We start from the raw sequence: 16,090 nt of genomic DNA on the forward strand, positions 1-16,090 counted from the left end.
TCGGATGATGCAGCATGCTGGAGGTGAGGAAATGAAGGGACGTTCAGGGGTTGTCCGCCGCAGGCGGACAACAAATAGACAAACGACAGCAGGAAGAACAGTAATGAACAAGCGTCTTAGAAACAAGAAACATGTAGATATTCAAAAAACAAGAAGAAGCCGAGCAAAGTCTGGCCAAGTAGATCTGCACTTGATGTGGAAAGCGGGGCAAGTTGCAGGAAGCGAGGCAAAGGCGAACAACACAGTATCAGAAAAACACGCACGTCTCGTATGGAATGCACACGCGGCGAACGTTGCGGAGCTAAGCAACTTCGAGCTAGCTCTGAAGGCAGGTAAGGCATTTATGCAGGGTTATGCTCAGGCCTCGGGATATTCATTCCAGATCGTGCCGTTACCTCTTCGTCATTCGGCTGCTGCCGTTGTCTGTGCCTGTAATGAAGAACACACACTGGGGCAGGTGTTATTGCAACTAAAGCGGCTGCCTCTGACGGATATTATTGTGGTACTGAATGGAACGACAGATGACAGTTTGAAACAGGTACTAAGGCAGCCGGGACTTACAGTAATCTACGAACCGGATCGGGCAGGACATGATGTGGGCCGGGCACTTGGAGCCAAGATGACGGATGCGGAGACGGTACTTTTTGTGGATGGAGATATGGTCGTCTCCGCTGAACAGCTTGCACCCTTTCTGTTCGCGGTTGATCGGGGACAGGATGTGGCGTTGAATAATCTGACGTCTTTGCTTCCTGCGTTTGCAGGGCAGGATGAGGTAAGCCGGATCAAAGCATATCTGAACCGAACATTAGGCAGGGCAGATCTTGGTTCCAATTCCATGACAGCCGTGCCTCATGCATTATCTCGTCGTATGATTCAGACGGTGAAGCCAGCATCACTGGCCGTTCCACCTAAGGCACAAAGTCTAGCTATTCAGCATGGAATGAACGTCTCGGCACCAAGTCAGGTGGATGTTATTCGTTCCAATCGGTTGCGCCCTGGTAACACGGGAAGTGGGAATGATGTCGCCAAATTGATCATCGGAGATCATCTGGAGGCACTGGCTACATTGCTGGGTACAGGTTGGAATCCAGCCCAGGCACATACACTCTCCCGTGTAGAAGTGGCTTACAGGAGGAACGCCTAATGACACTGACGAGTATGATTATCCCAACTTACAATGGGCTGGATCTGATCAGGCCCTGCATCGATGCCATACGTCAATACTCCGGCGATCCTGCGTCATATGAAATTATCGTGGTAGATAACGGTTCGACGGATGGAACGGCTGAATATTGTGCGCTGGAGCGAATTCGATTTGTAAGGTTCCCGGACAATCGGGGGTTTCCGGCAGCGTGTAACGCTGGACTTCGTGCAGCCTGCGGGGATGAGCTGTTGCTGTTGAACAATGATGTTACGGTCACGCCCCGTTGGCTAGAGAACCTGCGAACGGCTCTGTACAGTGACGCAAGTATTGGGATCACGGGTCCTGTTACGAATTATGCAAGCGGCATCCAGCAGATTGAACTGGCGTTTCGGGACATGGAACATTTTCAGGAGTTGGCCAATTCCAATAATGTTGCGGATTCTTTAAGGTGGAGGGAAGTACGTCGGATCGTCGGTCTGTGCATGCTGATGAAACGAGATGTCGTGGAATCGGTTGGACTGCTTGACGAGGCATATTCTCCGGGACACTATGAGGATGACGATTATTGTTATAGAGCAAGATTGCAGGGATATCGCCTGCTGGTATGTGGAGATGTTCTCGTGCATCATCAGGGAAGTGCCAGCTTCCAGAAGACAGATCCGGTAGCGTGGAAACAGCTGCTTGAGCGTAATCGTTCGATTTTTATGAACAAATGGCATGTCGATCCGCTTGAATATATGGACATATCCGATGAAGGAGGGAACGTGGAATGAAAGGTGTAATTCTTGCCGGCGGAACAGGAACTAGACTGTATCCGCTGACCCGGCTCATTAACAAACATCTGCTTCCAGTCGGTAAACATCCGATGATTATGTATGGCATCGACAGGCTCCGCCAGGCAGGCATTGATGAACTATTGATTGTGATCAACAAACATTCCGCCGGCTTATATACAGAGTATCTTGGTGGCGGAGCGGATCATGGGGTGAAGTTGACTTATCGCATTCAGGAAAAGGCAGGCGGGATTGCGGAAGCATTGGACCTGGCAACTTCCTTTATTCTTCCTGGCGAAAAATTCGTTGTGCTTCTCGGAGATAATCTCTTCAGCGATGATCTGAAGCCTTATGTGGACCGTTACATGCAGCAACCTGCTGGTACAGCGCGAGTTCTGCTCAAAGAGGTGGATGATGCACGACGTTACGGGGTGCCTGTTTTTGATCCAAAGCATCCAGAGCGAATCTCGTACATTGAGGAGAAGCCAAGCCAGCCGAAAACCTCTTATTGTGTGACGGGCATATACATGTATGACGATCATGTATTTAACCTGATTCGCAACATTGCGCCGTCTGCGCGTGGAGAACTTGAAATTACGGATGTGAATAATCACTACGCATCTGCTGGCGGACTGGAATACGACATTTTGCAGAAATACTGGAGTGATGCAGGTACATTTGATTCGCTCCAGGAAGCAGCTGTCCGTATGAAAGGACAATTGCCCTAAAATATATGCGACTGATGCTGCCGCTGTGCGGTGCCCCATGGGAGCAGAACACTCTGCGCCGGAGCTGGAAGGATGCTCCGGCGCTTTGCGCAGCGACAATCCTCGTGCATGCCAAAGGAGGGAATGGCGTGAGAGTAGTGACACGCACTGGGGCCGCTAGGGCCTCCGTGTCAGGTAAGCCCCGGGGCATCCACCCGGCCGTATTTATGGGCAGTGGCACTCCGGCAGCAGCAGATACAGGGTCTGCTGGAGTCAAAGGTGTGAAGTCAGGGAAACGTAGTACCCCGACCAAAGCGGGTACATCTGCCGGCGCATCGCATAAGGTCCGTGCAAGGAAAGCGAGCAGCACAGGCAGTGCTGTTGGCAGAGCAGGCAAAGCTGGCCGTGCGAGTGCGAGCAAAGCGGCAAGAGCCAGCCGCATCGGCAAAGGCAAAGCCGGCCTGCGCCAGGCCACTGCTCGGCGCAGGCCTGCACCCGCGCGGGGCCGGCGTGCCGCTGCCCGCGCCAAGCAGCGCACGGCGATGCGCCGTGCGCCCATGCCAGCACCGCAAGCCAGCACGCCACAGGCGATGCCTGCCAGCGGTGCTGGCCCCGCCCCGCGCCAGGCGACACACCCGAAGGGTGTCGCCCCCGCGGGGCGGGGAGGCGCTGCCGGCGCGAATGCGGGCAGCGCGAAGGGCTTGCCGCCTCCGCCCGCGGAGCAAGCAGTGCAGGCGGAGGCCGTGCCCGGCGGCTACGCCGAGGGCTACCGCGACGGCGTATTCGCCGGCGGGGAGGCGCTGGTGGCGCAGCACATCCCGCCGGATCACATTCTGCCTGCCGTGGCGGCGGCAGATCTGATTGCGGCGGGATTCCGCCAATATGCGCCCAGCCTGACCCGGCTGTCCAGCCCTCATGAGATGGCTGGACACATCACGGCGGCGCTGGATGCGCAGCGCCCCTTGTCTGTCGTTCGCCTCGGAGATGGCGAACTGCTCACGCTGGCAGCCGATACGGTGCTGCCAGGCCAGGAAGTGCAGGAGCTGGCACCATTTCTGCCCTATGCAGGGGTGCCATGCTCAACCCCCGACATCCGCGCGATGCTTGCGGAAGCCATACAGGCCGCCGACTGGGTTGGCGTGCCGATCTCGCGTGCACCGACATTCCAGGGGCTGTTATTCCCGGTGTTGCGCCACTTCGGGATCGACTGGTCCCGGCTGAAATTGACCAGCTCCACGATCAATTACAGTCTGCATCAGTCCGGCCTGGTGTTGCCCTTGCTGCAAGGAAGGCGGGTTCTGCTCATAGGCAGCCAGGCACCAGAGCTTGCGGCACTGCTGCATAACCGGGGGATTCATGTCACAGGTATCATTGGTTCTGTGGCAGGAGTCATGGATATTCCGAGGGTGATGCAGCAAACCGCAGAACATGCTTTTGATATCGCTTTGGTGGCGGCGGGAATTCCGGCGGTCATTCTGTGTCGGCGAATTGCAGGTGAACTGGGCAAGGTCGCTCTGGATTTTGGACATTTGGCTGACAAACTGGTAACAGGAGAGCTTCAACTCTAGTGGACCGTCCGGGGGCTGGTTATGTGCGTGTTAGCCTCACGGACAAGTGGAAATGGAGGGAGCAACATGAGCACACCCGATCAACAGCGCGGGGAAGAACGTCATAGCCGCAGCAACAAGGTTAAGGCTCGAAACGTCGTCCGTCGAAATGGTCACAGTCATCTGAACATCATTCCAAATATCAGCACTCACAGTGACAACAGCCGCAGTGAAAACAACCGGAATGGCAGCATGAGCAGCGAAAAAAAAGCGGCCCGCCGTGCCACACAGCACGATGTCTCGCGATCTGACATGGCAGTCCTGCATGCAGCAGGTCGTCGCTCAATACGGAAATCCAGACGTAAAGGCAAAAGCAGGCGCACACCCAAAGGCGCCAGGCTCTACAAACAGGGGTATAACAGAGGATACAACGAAGGTGTCCGCCAGGGACAGAGCTCGTTTGGTCTTGTTTTTGAAGGAGTTAGCATCATTATCCCCACGTACAATCAGCGGGACTATGTGCTGCAATGTGTGTCCAGTATCGAAAAGCATACCCCTGCCCCCTACGAAATCATTGTTGTGGATAATGCCTCCAAGGATGGTACTGCCGAGGCCATGCTCCGCAAAGGCGGTATGGTGAGGGTGGCTGCCCTGGATAAGAACCGGGGGTTTGCCGGAGGTGTCAATCATGGGCTGATGATGGCGAGAGGACGACATATCATCGTGCTGAACAATGATACGCTTGTTACTCCAGGCTGGCTGGATAACATGATGACTTGTCTTGCCAGTGATCCGAAGATTGGTGTGGTGGGTCCGGTGACCAACTATATTGGCGGGGATCAGCAGATTCAGGTTCCGTACCGTGAGGTAGAAGAGATGTGGTCTTTTGCCGCCACACATAATCGTCCGGATGCAGACAAACATCGAATAACCGATCGCCTGGTCGGATTCTGCTGGCTGTTCTCACGGGAGCTGCTGGAACGGGTAGGTTATCTGGACGAAGGGTACGCGGTGGGCAATTTCGAAGATGATGACTGGATCATTCGGGTGAAGCTGGCAGGATACCAGCTTGCGGTAGCCGGGGATGCTTTTATCCACCACTTCGGAAGTGTCAGTATGAAAGCCTTGGGTGAGCAAGACTTTGCTGTAGTGAATAAGGATAACGAGCAGTTTTATAGCCAAAAGTGGGGAGATCCCCATGCGCTGGTTGCCGAAACCTCCCGCTTGGCTAGACAACAAACCTCTTGTACCCCATCCGGTCAACAAGAGGATGGTGACACAAACCCAATGGATCCGCGTCAGCGAATCTCAACGCAGGGCAGCCAAGATCCAGCATTACAGTTCAGACACAGTTATGACTTCTACCCAGAAGGTTCGTTCCTGTCCGATGCCAAAGGAGATGTCTATACTCTAACTGGCGGTCGGCGGCGTAAGCTGAACATCCCTGTACCGCGTGGAATATCTCCTGTTCAGGTTGCCAAACCGGATCTGCTCGCCATTCCTGCCGGAGAAGCACTGATATCAGCGGGGGACGTGCAAGGATGGACGAGGGAGTCACAACAGGTGCATACGACAGCGGTTCATGGTTCTCACAATAGCTGGGCAGAAGGAAGTATTGTTGCCGCAGTGGATGCACCCGAAATTCGATATCAGATCAGCGGAGATAAGCGGAGACGATTTGTATCGGTCTATGCGGCAGAACGTTGGGGTGTACATTCTGGGCATATTATCAGCGTGTCTGCGGACCAACTGAATGCGATGGAAGAAGGCTGGCCCATTATCGCCCCACCTCAGCTCTTGAACCCCGATCTGTAATGTCAGGCGATCTGTTTATGCGAATCAGCAACATGATGCGGAATGGTAATCGCTCTGATTCATTCCGCATCCGAATAATTGAAAGATCAACGAATTCTTTTTACAATATGACCAACGCAGTTATCATCAAGCGTAACTTGGGATCATGAAATAGGGATAGGGAGGAAGCGGAATGAAGAATTCTGTAGTCAGACAAGCCGAACAGATTGCCAGTGAGTTTCTGCTGGAACAAGTAAAATGCTCACATCATATCATCGGTAAAGGTTTTGTTAATCAGGTCTGTCTGGTGGAGACAGCAAGTCATAAAGTGGTTGTACGCATGAAGGATCCAGATACATATTCTACCTTTGTGAAAGAAAAATGGTGCATCGAACAAGCGGCGATTGCCGGTATTCCTGGGCCAGAGACATTGTCCGTTGGGGTCAACGCTGAACATGCCTATATGATTCAAACGGTTGTGGAAGGGGATAACGGGTTGGACACGACAGTGCCCACGTCTGTGATTTGGAGGAAACTCGGTGAGTACACACAACGTATGCAATCCATCCCAGTGGCAGGTTTCGGAAGGGAAATGCATGATCCCGTACAAAACCAATTTTACTCTCCCCCTCATGCAGGATCAGATGGCAGTTGGCAAGGATATGTGCAATACAATATCAATAGTCTCACGGAGCAAGATCCATTGATTGAGCTTGGTGTCATTACGATGAAGGAATCACAGCTCGTAAGGCAGTGGTTCGAACAATTAAAAATGCAAAAGTTCCGCTTTGGTTTATGTCATGGCGATCTCTCCTTGAAGAATACAATCGTAAGTTCAACGGGTGAGATTACCCTTCTGGACTGGGGGAGTGCGGAGGTCACCGTGGTGCCGTATGGCGATATCATTCAACTCATGCAATGCCAGCTACGGGGTGAGGATCCTGACAAGGAAGAATTGAAAGCGTTTTTAGAAGGATATGGGACAAGTACACAAGAGCAAGAGCGTCAACTGAATCAAGCGAGCCATGTGTTGTTATTGAAAGCTTTTGATACCCTGAGGTGGGCTATAGATCGAAGTCCGGATCAGATCGAGTTCTACACTGATTTAGCAAAACAAGCTTTTAACCAGGTTAGGAGGGGCCAATAGCGATTCATTCCTGTAAAATAAGCCATCTTTCAAATTTATAATTTAATCTTTCTATTTGGTTATAGGTTTATTCTATTAGCAGATCCATTGACGCAGGAAGGGCACAGGAGTACATTTAGAGCCATAATTCTTATTTAACAGATGGGAATTGAAGGTCTAGGGCGTTCATATTCAATCGCCCAGATTTTGATCTTAAAACTAATCAGGAGGTATGTCGATGTCATCATCAACCAAAAAAGTCGTGCTGTGGAGCAAAACAGGCTGTCATTTCTGCGGGGAAGTGAAAGCATTTCTGACAGAGCGAAACCAGCCTTTTGAGAACATTGAAGTGCAGGGCAATGACGTGCTGCGTGATGTGCTTGAAGCAAAATATGGCATTCGGCATGTACCCGTCATTGAAGTGGGAGGGGACGGCAAGTTTGAAGCCTTGCTGGAACCTGATCTGGAGAAGCTGGCTGAACTTCTGGCACGAGCGGACGAAGCGGCAGCAGTCTAACGGGAGTTGATATATACTTTTGGAGCAAGCCGTTCCGGCTGCTGCATGATGCAAGATCGCATTTGTGCAGCAACTGGAACGTTCATAAGTTATGGCTCACTTGGGATGTAAATGGTCTTATTTACATCTTCAATGTTCATATAGAAAAAATCTATTAGTCGCGCTGTTGACCCTTTTACGGGGCAGTGATAAGATTTGTGAAATTAAAACAAACCAAACTCATAGGAATAGTTAACTTTTAAGTTATTTTGCATACGTAATCAGTTCAGTTGGCCCTTGATCATTCTTTTGAAGATTCTAATCCAAGGAAGGCGGAGTGCATATGACAGCGAAACGCAGTTTGAAATTTGGAGCCATTATTCATGGGGTTGGAGGAAGCAACACCACATGGAGACACCCGGAGGTTCTGTCGGATGCCAGCGTTAACTTTGGATTCTACAAACGTCAGGCACTGAAAGCGGAGGAAGGCAAGTTCGATCTGGTCTTTATCGCAGACGGTCTGTATATTACCGAGAAATCCATTCCGCATTTCCTCAATCGCTTCGAGCCAATCAGTATCCTCTCCGCTTTGGCTGCCGTTACTTCACGTATTGGACTGGTGGGTACCCTCTCGACATCCTATAGTGATCCGTTCACCGTAGCCAGACAGTTCGGTTCCCTCGATCAGATCAGTGATGGCCGTGCAGGCTGGAACGTCGTGACTTCTCCGCTGGAAGGTACAGCGAAGAACTATAGTAAGAGCAGTCACCCTTCACATCCGGAACGTTATCGCATTGCCGCGGAATATTTACAGGTAACCAAAGGGTTGTGGGACTCTTGGGAAGATGATGCCTTTGTAAGAGACAAAGAGAGCGGTGTATTCTTCGACCCATCCAAACTGCACACGCTTAATCATGAAGGAGAATTCTTCTCCGTACAGGGGCCGCTCAACATTGCCCGTTCACGGCAAGGACAGCCGGTGATTTTCCAGGCAGGTTCATCGGAAGATGGCAAAACGCTGGCGGCGCAAGAAGCGGATGCTGTCTTTACCGGACACGATACAATTGAAGATGCACAGACATTCTATAAGGATGTCAAAACACGTGCGGCTTCCTATGGACGTTCTGCACAGGATATTGTTATTCTGCCAGGCATCAATCCTATTGTTGGACGGACGGAAGAGGAAGCTGAACAGAAATATCAGGAGATCGCGAGCCTGGTTACCATTGATAAAGCGCTGGATTATCTGGGACGTTTCTTCGAACACCATGATTTCTCCCAATATCCGCTGGATGAACCGTTCCCGGAGCTGAATGGCATTGGAAGCAACAGTTTCCGCAGTGGAACCGACAAGATCAAGAAGGATGCCAAAGAGCAGGGATTGACCTTGCGTGAAGTGGCTCTGCGGGCAGCAACACCGCGCAGCAAATTCCTGGGAACACCGGAGCAGGTCGCTGACAAGATTCAGGAATGGTTTGAGACGGAAGCAGCGGATGGTTTCATTATTGCTTCGGAACTGCCGAGTGGATTGTCTGATTTTGTGGAACTCGTTGTGCCGATTCTGCAAGAACGCGGCCTGTATCGTACGGACTATGAACACGATACATTGCGAGGTAACCTTGGGGTACAGATTCCGGTTAACCGTTATACGGCTGCGAAGAAGCAAGTTGTATCTGATTTGGCATAACTGATAGGGAGCGAACGAGCATCTGATGTTGTCTGGCTGTTTTCTCCAACCGGTAATGAAATCAATTACTACGTTTTGTACTACTTTAAAACCGACTTAACTCATAGGATATATAGAGTATTGGTATATCAATTTAATGACACCTGTATACACAGAGGGGGAAGCGATATGAACAGGTCTATCTCATGGATGAAATATATGGCATTGGCAGCAGTATTGGTGATGGTATTATCCGGTTGCGGAGCGGCGGGAGGCAGCACGAACGGTGCAGCACAGGCTTCGGGGGGGAATCAGGCCGGGCAAGCTGAAGGAGGCAACCTGACTTTTGCACTCGCGACTTCACCGGATACGCTTGACCCTCATCGTAGTGGGCTTGCCGTAACGGTACGCGCCATCCGGACGATCTACGACAATCTGGTCGTGCAGCTGCCTGATGGTTCCATCAAACCTTGGCTTGCCACGGAATGGAGCGTATCCAAAGACGGCAAGAGTTATACGTTCAAGCTGCGTGAAGGTGTGAAGTTCCATGATGGTACACCGTTTAATGCGGAAGCCGTGAAATACAATCTGGACCGGGTGATTGATCCGGCCACCAAAGCTGCCAATTCCCTTGCCCTGATTAGACCCTATAGCTCCTCCGAAGTCATTGATGAATATACCATCAAGGTAAATCTGGAATCACCATCGCAAGCCTTTCTTGGCAACTTGAGCCAGGCACTTCTGGGGATCGTATCCCCTACAGCTGCTCAAAAATATGGTGACCAGCTAGGTAAAAATCCGGTGGGCACAGGTCCGTATACCTTTGTGAAATGGGATGAAAATGCGGATATCGTCGTTGCCAAAAACAAGGATTACACCTGGGGACCTGAGACGGTTGAAAATAAAGCTGCACCACATGTGGATACGATCACATTCAAGATTGTACCGGAAGAAGCGACGCGTATTGGAAGTGTACAGAGTAGTCAGGTACTCGCTGCCGAGACGGTTCCACCGCAAAATATCGCTGCATTAAAAAACGATCCGAACCAGCAATTGTTGCAGGCCAATACAGTTGGACTGCCATACACACTCTTTTTCAATCTGCGCAAAGCGCCTTGGGATGATGTGAAAGTAAGGCAGGCAGTACAATCCGCTGTAGATGTGGAATCGATTGTCAAAACATTGTATCTGGGCAACTACGAACGTGCGTGGTCCGCACTGTCTCCTGGAATCCTGGGTTATGATGCATCGCTGGAAGGTAGCATTAACCCGGACATCAACAAAGCCAATCAGCTGCTCGATGAACAAGGCTGGGTGAAAGGCGCTGACGGTATTCGTGCCAAAGACGGCCAGAAACTGACCCTGCGTTATGTCGATGGTTCGCCCAATCGGGAGAAACGCAATGACATTGCCGCCATTATCCAACAACAGTTGAAACAGGTTGGCATTGCCGTTGAAGTCGAGATTACAAAAGATATCGCAACAGTCATCTATCAGAACTGGGATTATGATCTCTATGGCAACAGTCAGGTCAATTCTGATCCTAATGCCTTGTACGCTTTCTATCATACGAGTGCAGAGGGCGAGCGCCCGACATTGTCCGGTTTGTCTGATCCAAAGATCGATGAACTGTTAGAGCAGGGAGCGGTCGAGACGGATCCTGATAAACGTGTTCAGATCTACAATCAAATCCAGCAATACCTGATTGAGCAAGCGGTAATTCTGCCGATCTATGTATTCCCGTATACCGTCGCTGCATCCAAAAAGGTCGAAGGCATCAAGTTTGATTCGCTGGGGTATCCACTCTTTAACGACGTCCGCATTCAGCCCTAACAGAGGTTGTTCAAAAAGTCCACTTTTGATTACGAGTCATGCCTAATGGCATGATCAGCATCGAATATGAAATTCAGCCGAAATAAGCGGGGGGCTTACGAAGGATGTTTCCTTCGGAAACATTTCAGTTGCTCACGTAGTTTCCTACGCTCCGCTACTCCATTTCTAGCTTCATTCCATCTTCTCGGTACTGAAAACTGGTCTTTTTGAACACGCACTATAGGAACGACCAATCCAGATTCAGGAAGGAGATATCCCGGTATGGTTCAAACGATACTGTCACGACTCGCAACATCGCTCCTGGTTATATTCGGAGCTTCGGTGCTGGTGTACTGCATCATGTATCTTCTGCCGGGTGATCCGGTTCTGCTCATGCTGGACCCGTCCTCGGCTACCCCGGAGATGATCGAGAATCTGCGGGTCCAGCTTGGACTGGATCAGCCGTTTTATATCCAGTTTGCGAATTATTTCGGTGATATGCTGCGTGGTGATTTCGGCAAATCGATGATTAATTCGGATCCGGTTCTGCCCAAAATCCTGGAACATTTTCCGGCTACGCTGGCTTTGACCGCACTCAGCTCGATCATTGCCATTACGATTGGAATTACACTTGGTGTATTGTCTGCGATTCATCGCAATGGCGTGATTGATTTCGTCGCCCGGCTCGTTGGACTGTTCGGCATTTCCATGCCAACCTTCTGGACGGGGATACTGCTCATCCTGTTATTCTCGGTGCAGCTTGGCTGGTTCCCGGCGATGGGTTCCGACGGGTTCAGCTCACTGGTTCTTCCGGCAGCCACGCTGGGTCTCGTGGGTGCAGGGTTTATCGTACGAATGGTGCGGAACAGCATGCTGGAAGTCATCAATGAACCGTTTATCGTGGCATTACGGGCCAAAGGACTTTCGGAACGCGCCATCATGTATGGTCATGCACTGCGTAATGCGCTTATTCCTGCTGTAACGGTAATCGGCATGCTGATTGGTGATCTGCTTGCGGGAACCGTGGTTGTGGAGACCGTCTTCTCCAGACAGGGGTATCGGCCGAATTATTGCGGATGCGCTGATGGCCAAGGATCTGCCAGTGGTGCAAGGTGTGGTTTTCTTTACATCTATCATCTACGTTGTCTTGAACCTGCTGGTGGATATCTCGTATTCGTACATTGATCCCCGGGTTCGGCGTGCAGTCCGAACATAATATTGGATGGAACAGTCAGAAGTGTCCTGACGCGGAGTATGAAAGGAGGAGTTGTTGCTCATGAGCATGAAACCTTTGGCTGGTGACAAAAAAGCATGGGCCGGCAGTGTAGGACGTATCCGTCTGTGGAATCGCCGCCCTTGGCGCTATCGCGTATCATTCGCGGTATCCCGATTATTCTTTTATGCAGCATTGCTGGTGGTGGTGTTTACCGTGGCATGTGCGATTGTACCCGGCTGGATTGCGCCCTATGATCCAACTCAGATGATGACGGATGCCATACTGCAGGCTCCTTCTGCTGCGCATCTGTTCGGGACGGACTATTTTGGCAGGGATATCTTCAGTGTGGTTGTGCATGGAAGCAGGGATTCGCTACTCATTGGATTTGCTTCCGTTCTTGTGGGCGGTATTGTCGGTAGTGCTCTTGGTATTATCTCCGGTTATGCCGGAGGAATTGTTGATACCATCACGATGCGGGCTGTCGATATTCTGATGGCTGTACCCGGCGTGCTCCTTGCATTGTCTGTTGCAGCTGCTCTCGGGCCAGGGCTGATGAACATTGCACTGGCTGTTGCGGTTTCCTCCATTCCGGGCTACGCACGGGTGATGCGTGGTCAGGTCATATCAGTTAAAGGTCTGCCTTTCATTACAGCGACCCGTTCACTGGGCGGTTCCAATGCACGTATTTTCTGGAAACATGTACTGCCACATTCGTTATCACCCTTGCTGGTCATGGCTACGCTGGGCGTAGGGACATCAATTCTTACGGGTTCCGGACTCAGTTTTCTGGGACTTGGGGTGTTGAAGGAAATACCGGATTGGGGCGCATTGCTCTCGCAAGGTAGAGGTTATCTGACGGTTGCCTGGTGGATCTGTACGTTCCCGGGTCTGGCGATCACTTTGTTTGTACTGGCGGTTAATCTGATTGGCGACGATATTCGCGATCGGCTGGACCCCAAAGTAAAAGGAGCGGCTTGACCGCTATTCCAAGGAGGAGATATGCATGTCACATGTTGTCATTATTGCAGGATCACCTTCCAAACGTTCGCGTTTGACAGGTCTGACGGATTACAGCAGCCAGAAATTAACGGAGGCAGGCATCACCGTTGAAGTCATTCATGTTGTGGATCTGCCTGCTGAGGATCTGGTGCAAGCCCGGTTTGACAGCTCATTCATTCGTGATGCACTTGCTGTCGTGGAAGCGGCGGATGCAGTTATTGTGGCTACACCGGTATACAAGGCATCGTACTCGGGAGTACTCAAGCTGTTCCTGGATCTGATTCCGCAAGAAGGGTTACGGGGCAAGTTGACACTTCCGCTCGTTATTGGTGGCTCCATTGCTCATCTGCTCGCCATTGATTATGCATTGAAGCCTGTTCTGGCAGCCCTTGGTGGAAGACATATCTTGGGTGGCGTGTATGCAGTGGATCAGGGAATTGAACGACTGGATGATGGGAAATTTGTACTCTCGGCAGACGTTACCACACGTCTGGATCGCTCGCTGGATGAATTGATATTGACACTGGAAAAGGATGGGATTACGATATCATAAAACCAAGTAAGTATATTGGATAAATCAATATAAGATCAAACGTCTGCGGACGTGGATACGGAGGCGCTCATGAATATCGAGAATATTGAAGCATTTGTATATATCAATCATTATGGAAGCTTCAATAAGGCTGCCGAAGTACTCTTCTTGTCCCAACCTTCGGTCACAGCTCGCATTCAGTCACTGGAAAGGGAGCTGGGCTGCAAGTTGTTTGATCGGCTTGGCAAACAAATCGTGCTGACAGAAGAAGGTCGGAAATTCCTGCCGTATGCGCAGCAAGTGCTGCAAGTGATTCAGAAGGGCAAGCAGAAGATTCAGCAACGGCGATCAACACCGGATGCTCTTCGGCTCGGTAGTACAGTATCGGTATCCAACTATGTCATTCCAGATTTTCTACCCAAGATCAAGGAAGCTTACCCCGAAATTAACATCAAACTAACGACAGCAACGACGGATCAGCTGATTGCCAAACTGCTTGGTCAGGAGATCGATCTTGCTTTTGTGCGCAAGGTCATGCATCCTGCGATCCGTACGGTTGCTTTTTATGAAGATCCGATCCAGCTCTATGTGTATAAAGGGCATCCATTCATTGAGAGCGGGCATGTCAGCATGGAAGCCATCCGGAATGAGCAACTGGTCTTTTTTGAATGTGGTTCACTGGACTGGCTTCGCATTCACCGGGCTTTCGACTCGCTGGAACATCCGCCGAATATTACATATCATGTCGATAATTCGGAGACGGCGAAGAAACTGGTTATGCAAGGGGCAGGCATTGCCTTTCTCCCGGGACTCACGGTGAAGAAGGAAGTGCAGAATCAGGAGCTGTTCCCCATTCAGGTACATGAGGTAGCAGGTGTATCGTTGCAGATCAGCGTCGTCACGTTAAAAGAAGAATATTCGCCATTGGCAGAGCCCTTCGGGGAACTGCTGCGGAAGTTATAGAGCGTCTAAGGTTGAATCTGACTTTTACACCAAAACGGAGAGTGCAGAACCAATCTGAAGAAGCGAAGCGTGCGCATTTATCAACAGATTTTTCCCTTGAACCAAGGGAGTAAAGAAAATCTGGGGATAAGAGTGATCGGAAGATGGTACTGCAATCGGAGTGATAAAGTGTAACATTTCCAGTTCAACTTGATAGTGATTCAAGAATAGTGGTTCAGCACAATCAAGGAGGAGAAGGATATGAGTATTCGTGTTGGCATTTTGGATCAGACTCCCATCTATGAAGGGGAAACGGCGGTGGATGCTTTTCGACATACGATTGAGCTGGCACAGCGGGCAGAGCAGCTGGGATTCCATCGGTTCTGGGTATCGGAGCACCATGATTCAGGGCATGTTGCAGGTTCCTCCCCGGAAGTACTCATCTCCCACTTGCTTGCGCATACGAAGCGGATTCGTCTGGGGTCTGGCGGAGTAATGCTTCAGCATTACAGTCCATACAAAGTCGCCGAGAATTTCAATATCCTCGCAGCGCTCGGACCAGGAAGAGTTGACCTGGGAATCGGTCGTGCACCAGGCGGGTTACCACGTTCGACACAGGCGTTGCAGGAAGGTATTCAGGAAGCCGCATCTCTTCAAGAGAAAATTGTTCAGGTGAAACGATACATCCACAATGAGCCGCTTGAAGATCAATCGCATCCACTTGCAGGTCTCAGCGCTTCGCCTGTGTCCGACATTCCAGCGGAACTGTACGTACTTGGAGCAAGTGTCGATAGTGCGGGCATGGCTGCGGAACTGGGACTCCCATATGTCTTTTCGCTGTTCATTAACAGTAATATAGAGGTAGCGCTTGAAGCGATCCGTGTATATCGTGAACAATTCGATCGTTCCCAGGAACGAGAGCCTTATGCTGCACTAGCCATATCGTTAATTGTGGCCGAAAGTGAGGAAGAAGCGGAAGGACTAGCGAGCGAGCATATGCTGGTGAAGATCCATCTGAAGAGTGGGAAGGTGCTGACCGTCGGTTCTGTGGAACAGGCGGAAGAATTCGGACGTCAATCGAACGAAACCTATCGGATCGAGATTTTGGAGCCAAGTGTGACCCGGGGTACAAAGGAAAGCGTAGGTCAGGCGCTGCTGAAGTTCCAGCAGGAGTTTGCTGTAGAAGAGTTCATTGTGACTACAGCTACACGGGACTTTACCAAGCGAATTCGTTCATTCGAATTGTTGCGTGAGATTCTGGCAGAGCAGGGACTGAGTGAATTTGCACTGGAATCCAAGGAACAGGAAGCTGCAATCGGATAGAATTAGGCAGTTA

Annotated in this window: 13 protein-coding genes and 1 pseudogene; all 14 read left to right on the forward strand. The window is 50.8% G+C overall.

The annotated features are described in order from the left end of the window. Positions 1-31 precede the first annotated feature (31 nt). The 14 genes and pseudogenes from QF041_RS26425 (at position 32) to QF041_RS26490 (ending at position 16,077) form a co-directional block, all read left to right on the forward strand. Positions 32-1,144, forward strand: coding sequence for a glycosyltransferase family A protein (locus QF041_RS26425; protein ID WP_307416228.1), 1,113 nt, complete (start codon positions 32-34; stop codon positions 1,142-1,144). After that, entirely contained in the window at positions 1,144-1,917 is a 774-nt protein-coding gene (locus QF041_RS26430; protein WP_307416229.1) for a glycosyltransferase family 2 protein, read from the forward strand. Before QF041_RS26425 ends, QF041_RS26430 begins: the two co-directional genes overlap by 1 nt. Further along, a complete protein-coding gene (locus tag QF041_RS26435; protein WP_133387054.1) occupies positions 1,914-2,645 on the forward strand; it encodes a sugar phosphate nucleotidyltransferase in 732 nt (243 codons plus the stop codon). Before QF041_RS26430 ends, QF041_RS26435 begins: the two co-directional genes overlap by 4 nt. Before the next feature lie 899 nt (positions 2,646-3,544). Further along, entirely contained in the window at positions 3,545-4,192 is a 648-nt protein-coding gene (locus QF041_RS26440) for a GT-D fold domain-containing protein (protein WP_235193929.1), read from the forward strand. A 66-nt stretch (positions 4,193-4,258) separates the two neighbouring features. Continuing rightward, the gene (locus QF041_RS26445) at positions 4,259-5,986 is read left to right on the forward strand and encodes a glycosyltransferase family 2 protein (RefSeq protein ID WP_307416231.1); all 1,728 of its coding nucleotides are present in this window, start codon (positions 4,259-4,261) and stop codon (positions 5,984-5,986) included. A gap of 172 nt (positions 5,987-6,158) precedes the next feature. After that, positions 6,159-7,112 (forward strand): aminoglycoside phosphotransferase family protein, encoded by a 954-nt coding sequence (locus QF041_RS26450; protein WP_307416232.1) that lies wholly within the window; start codon positions 6,159-6,161, stop codon positions 7,110-7,112. 217 nt (positions 7,113-7,329) lie between these two features. Next, a complete protein-coding gene (locus QF041_RS26455; RefSeq protein WP_036605813.1) occupies positions 7,330-7,608 on the forward strand; it encodes a glutaredoxin family protein in 279 nt (92 codons plus the stop codon). Between the two features lie 322 nt (positions 7,609-7,930). Beyond that, positions 7,931-9,274 (forward strand): LLM class flavin-dependent oxidoreductase, encoded by a 1,344-nt coding sequence (locus tag QF041_RS26460; RefSeq protein WP_307416233.1) that lies wholly within the window; start codon positions 7,931-7,933, stop codon positions 9,272-9,274. 168 nt (positions 9,275-9,442) lie between these two features. Next, positions 9,443-11,086, forward strand: coding sequence for an ABC transporter substrate-binding protein (locus tag QF041_RS26465; protein ID WP_307416234.1), 1,644 nt, complete (start codon positions 9,443-9,445; stop codon positions 11,084-11,086). A 261-nt stretch (positions 11,087-11,347) separates the two neighbouring features. Then, a pseudogene (locus tag QF041_RS26470) lies at positions 11,348-12,281 on the forward strand (ABC transporter permease). A 60-nt stretch (positions 12,282-12,341) separates the two neighbouring features. Further along, positions 12,342-13,259 carry an ABC transporter permease gene (locus tag QF041_RS26475; protein ID WP_307416236.1) on the forward strand — a complete coding sequence of 306 codons (918 nt, stop codon included), beginning with the start codon at positions 12,342-12,344 and terminating at the stop codon, positions 13,257-13,259. A gap of 25 nt (positions 13,260-13,284) precedes the next feature. Continuing rightward, positions 13,285-13,833, forward strand: coding sequence for an NADPH-dependent FMN reductase (gene ssuE / locus QF041_RS26480; protein ID WP_036605818.1), 549 nt, complete (start codon positions 13,285-13,287; stop codon positions 13,831-13,833). 69 nt (positions 13,834-13,902) lie between these two features. Further along, positions 13,903-14,775 (forward strand): LysR family transcriptional regulator, encoded by an 873-nt coding sequence (locus QF041_RS26485; protein ID WP_076253264.1) that lies wholly within the window; start codon positions 13,903-13,905, stop codon positions 14,773-14,775. 240 nt (positions 14,776-15,015) lie between these two features. After that, positions 15,016-16,077 carry an LLM class flavin-dependent oxidoreductase gene (locus QF041_RS26490; RefSeq protein WP_307416238.1) on the forward strand — a complete coding sequence of 354 codons (1,062 nt, stop codon included), beginning with the start codon at positions 15,016-15,018 and terminating at the stop codon, positions 16,075-16,077. The last annotated feature ends 13 nt before the right edge of the window (positions 16,078-16,090 follow it).

It is taken from the genome of Paenibacillus sp. W2I17 (genome assembly GCF_030815985.1).
GTDB lineage: Bacteria > Bacillota > Bacilli > Paenibacillales > Paenibacillaceae > Paenibacillus.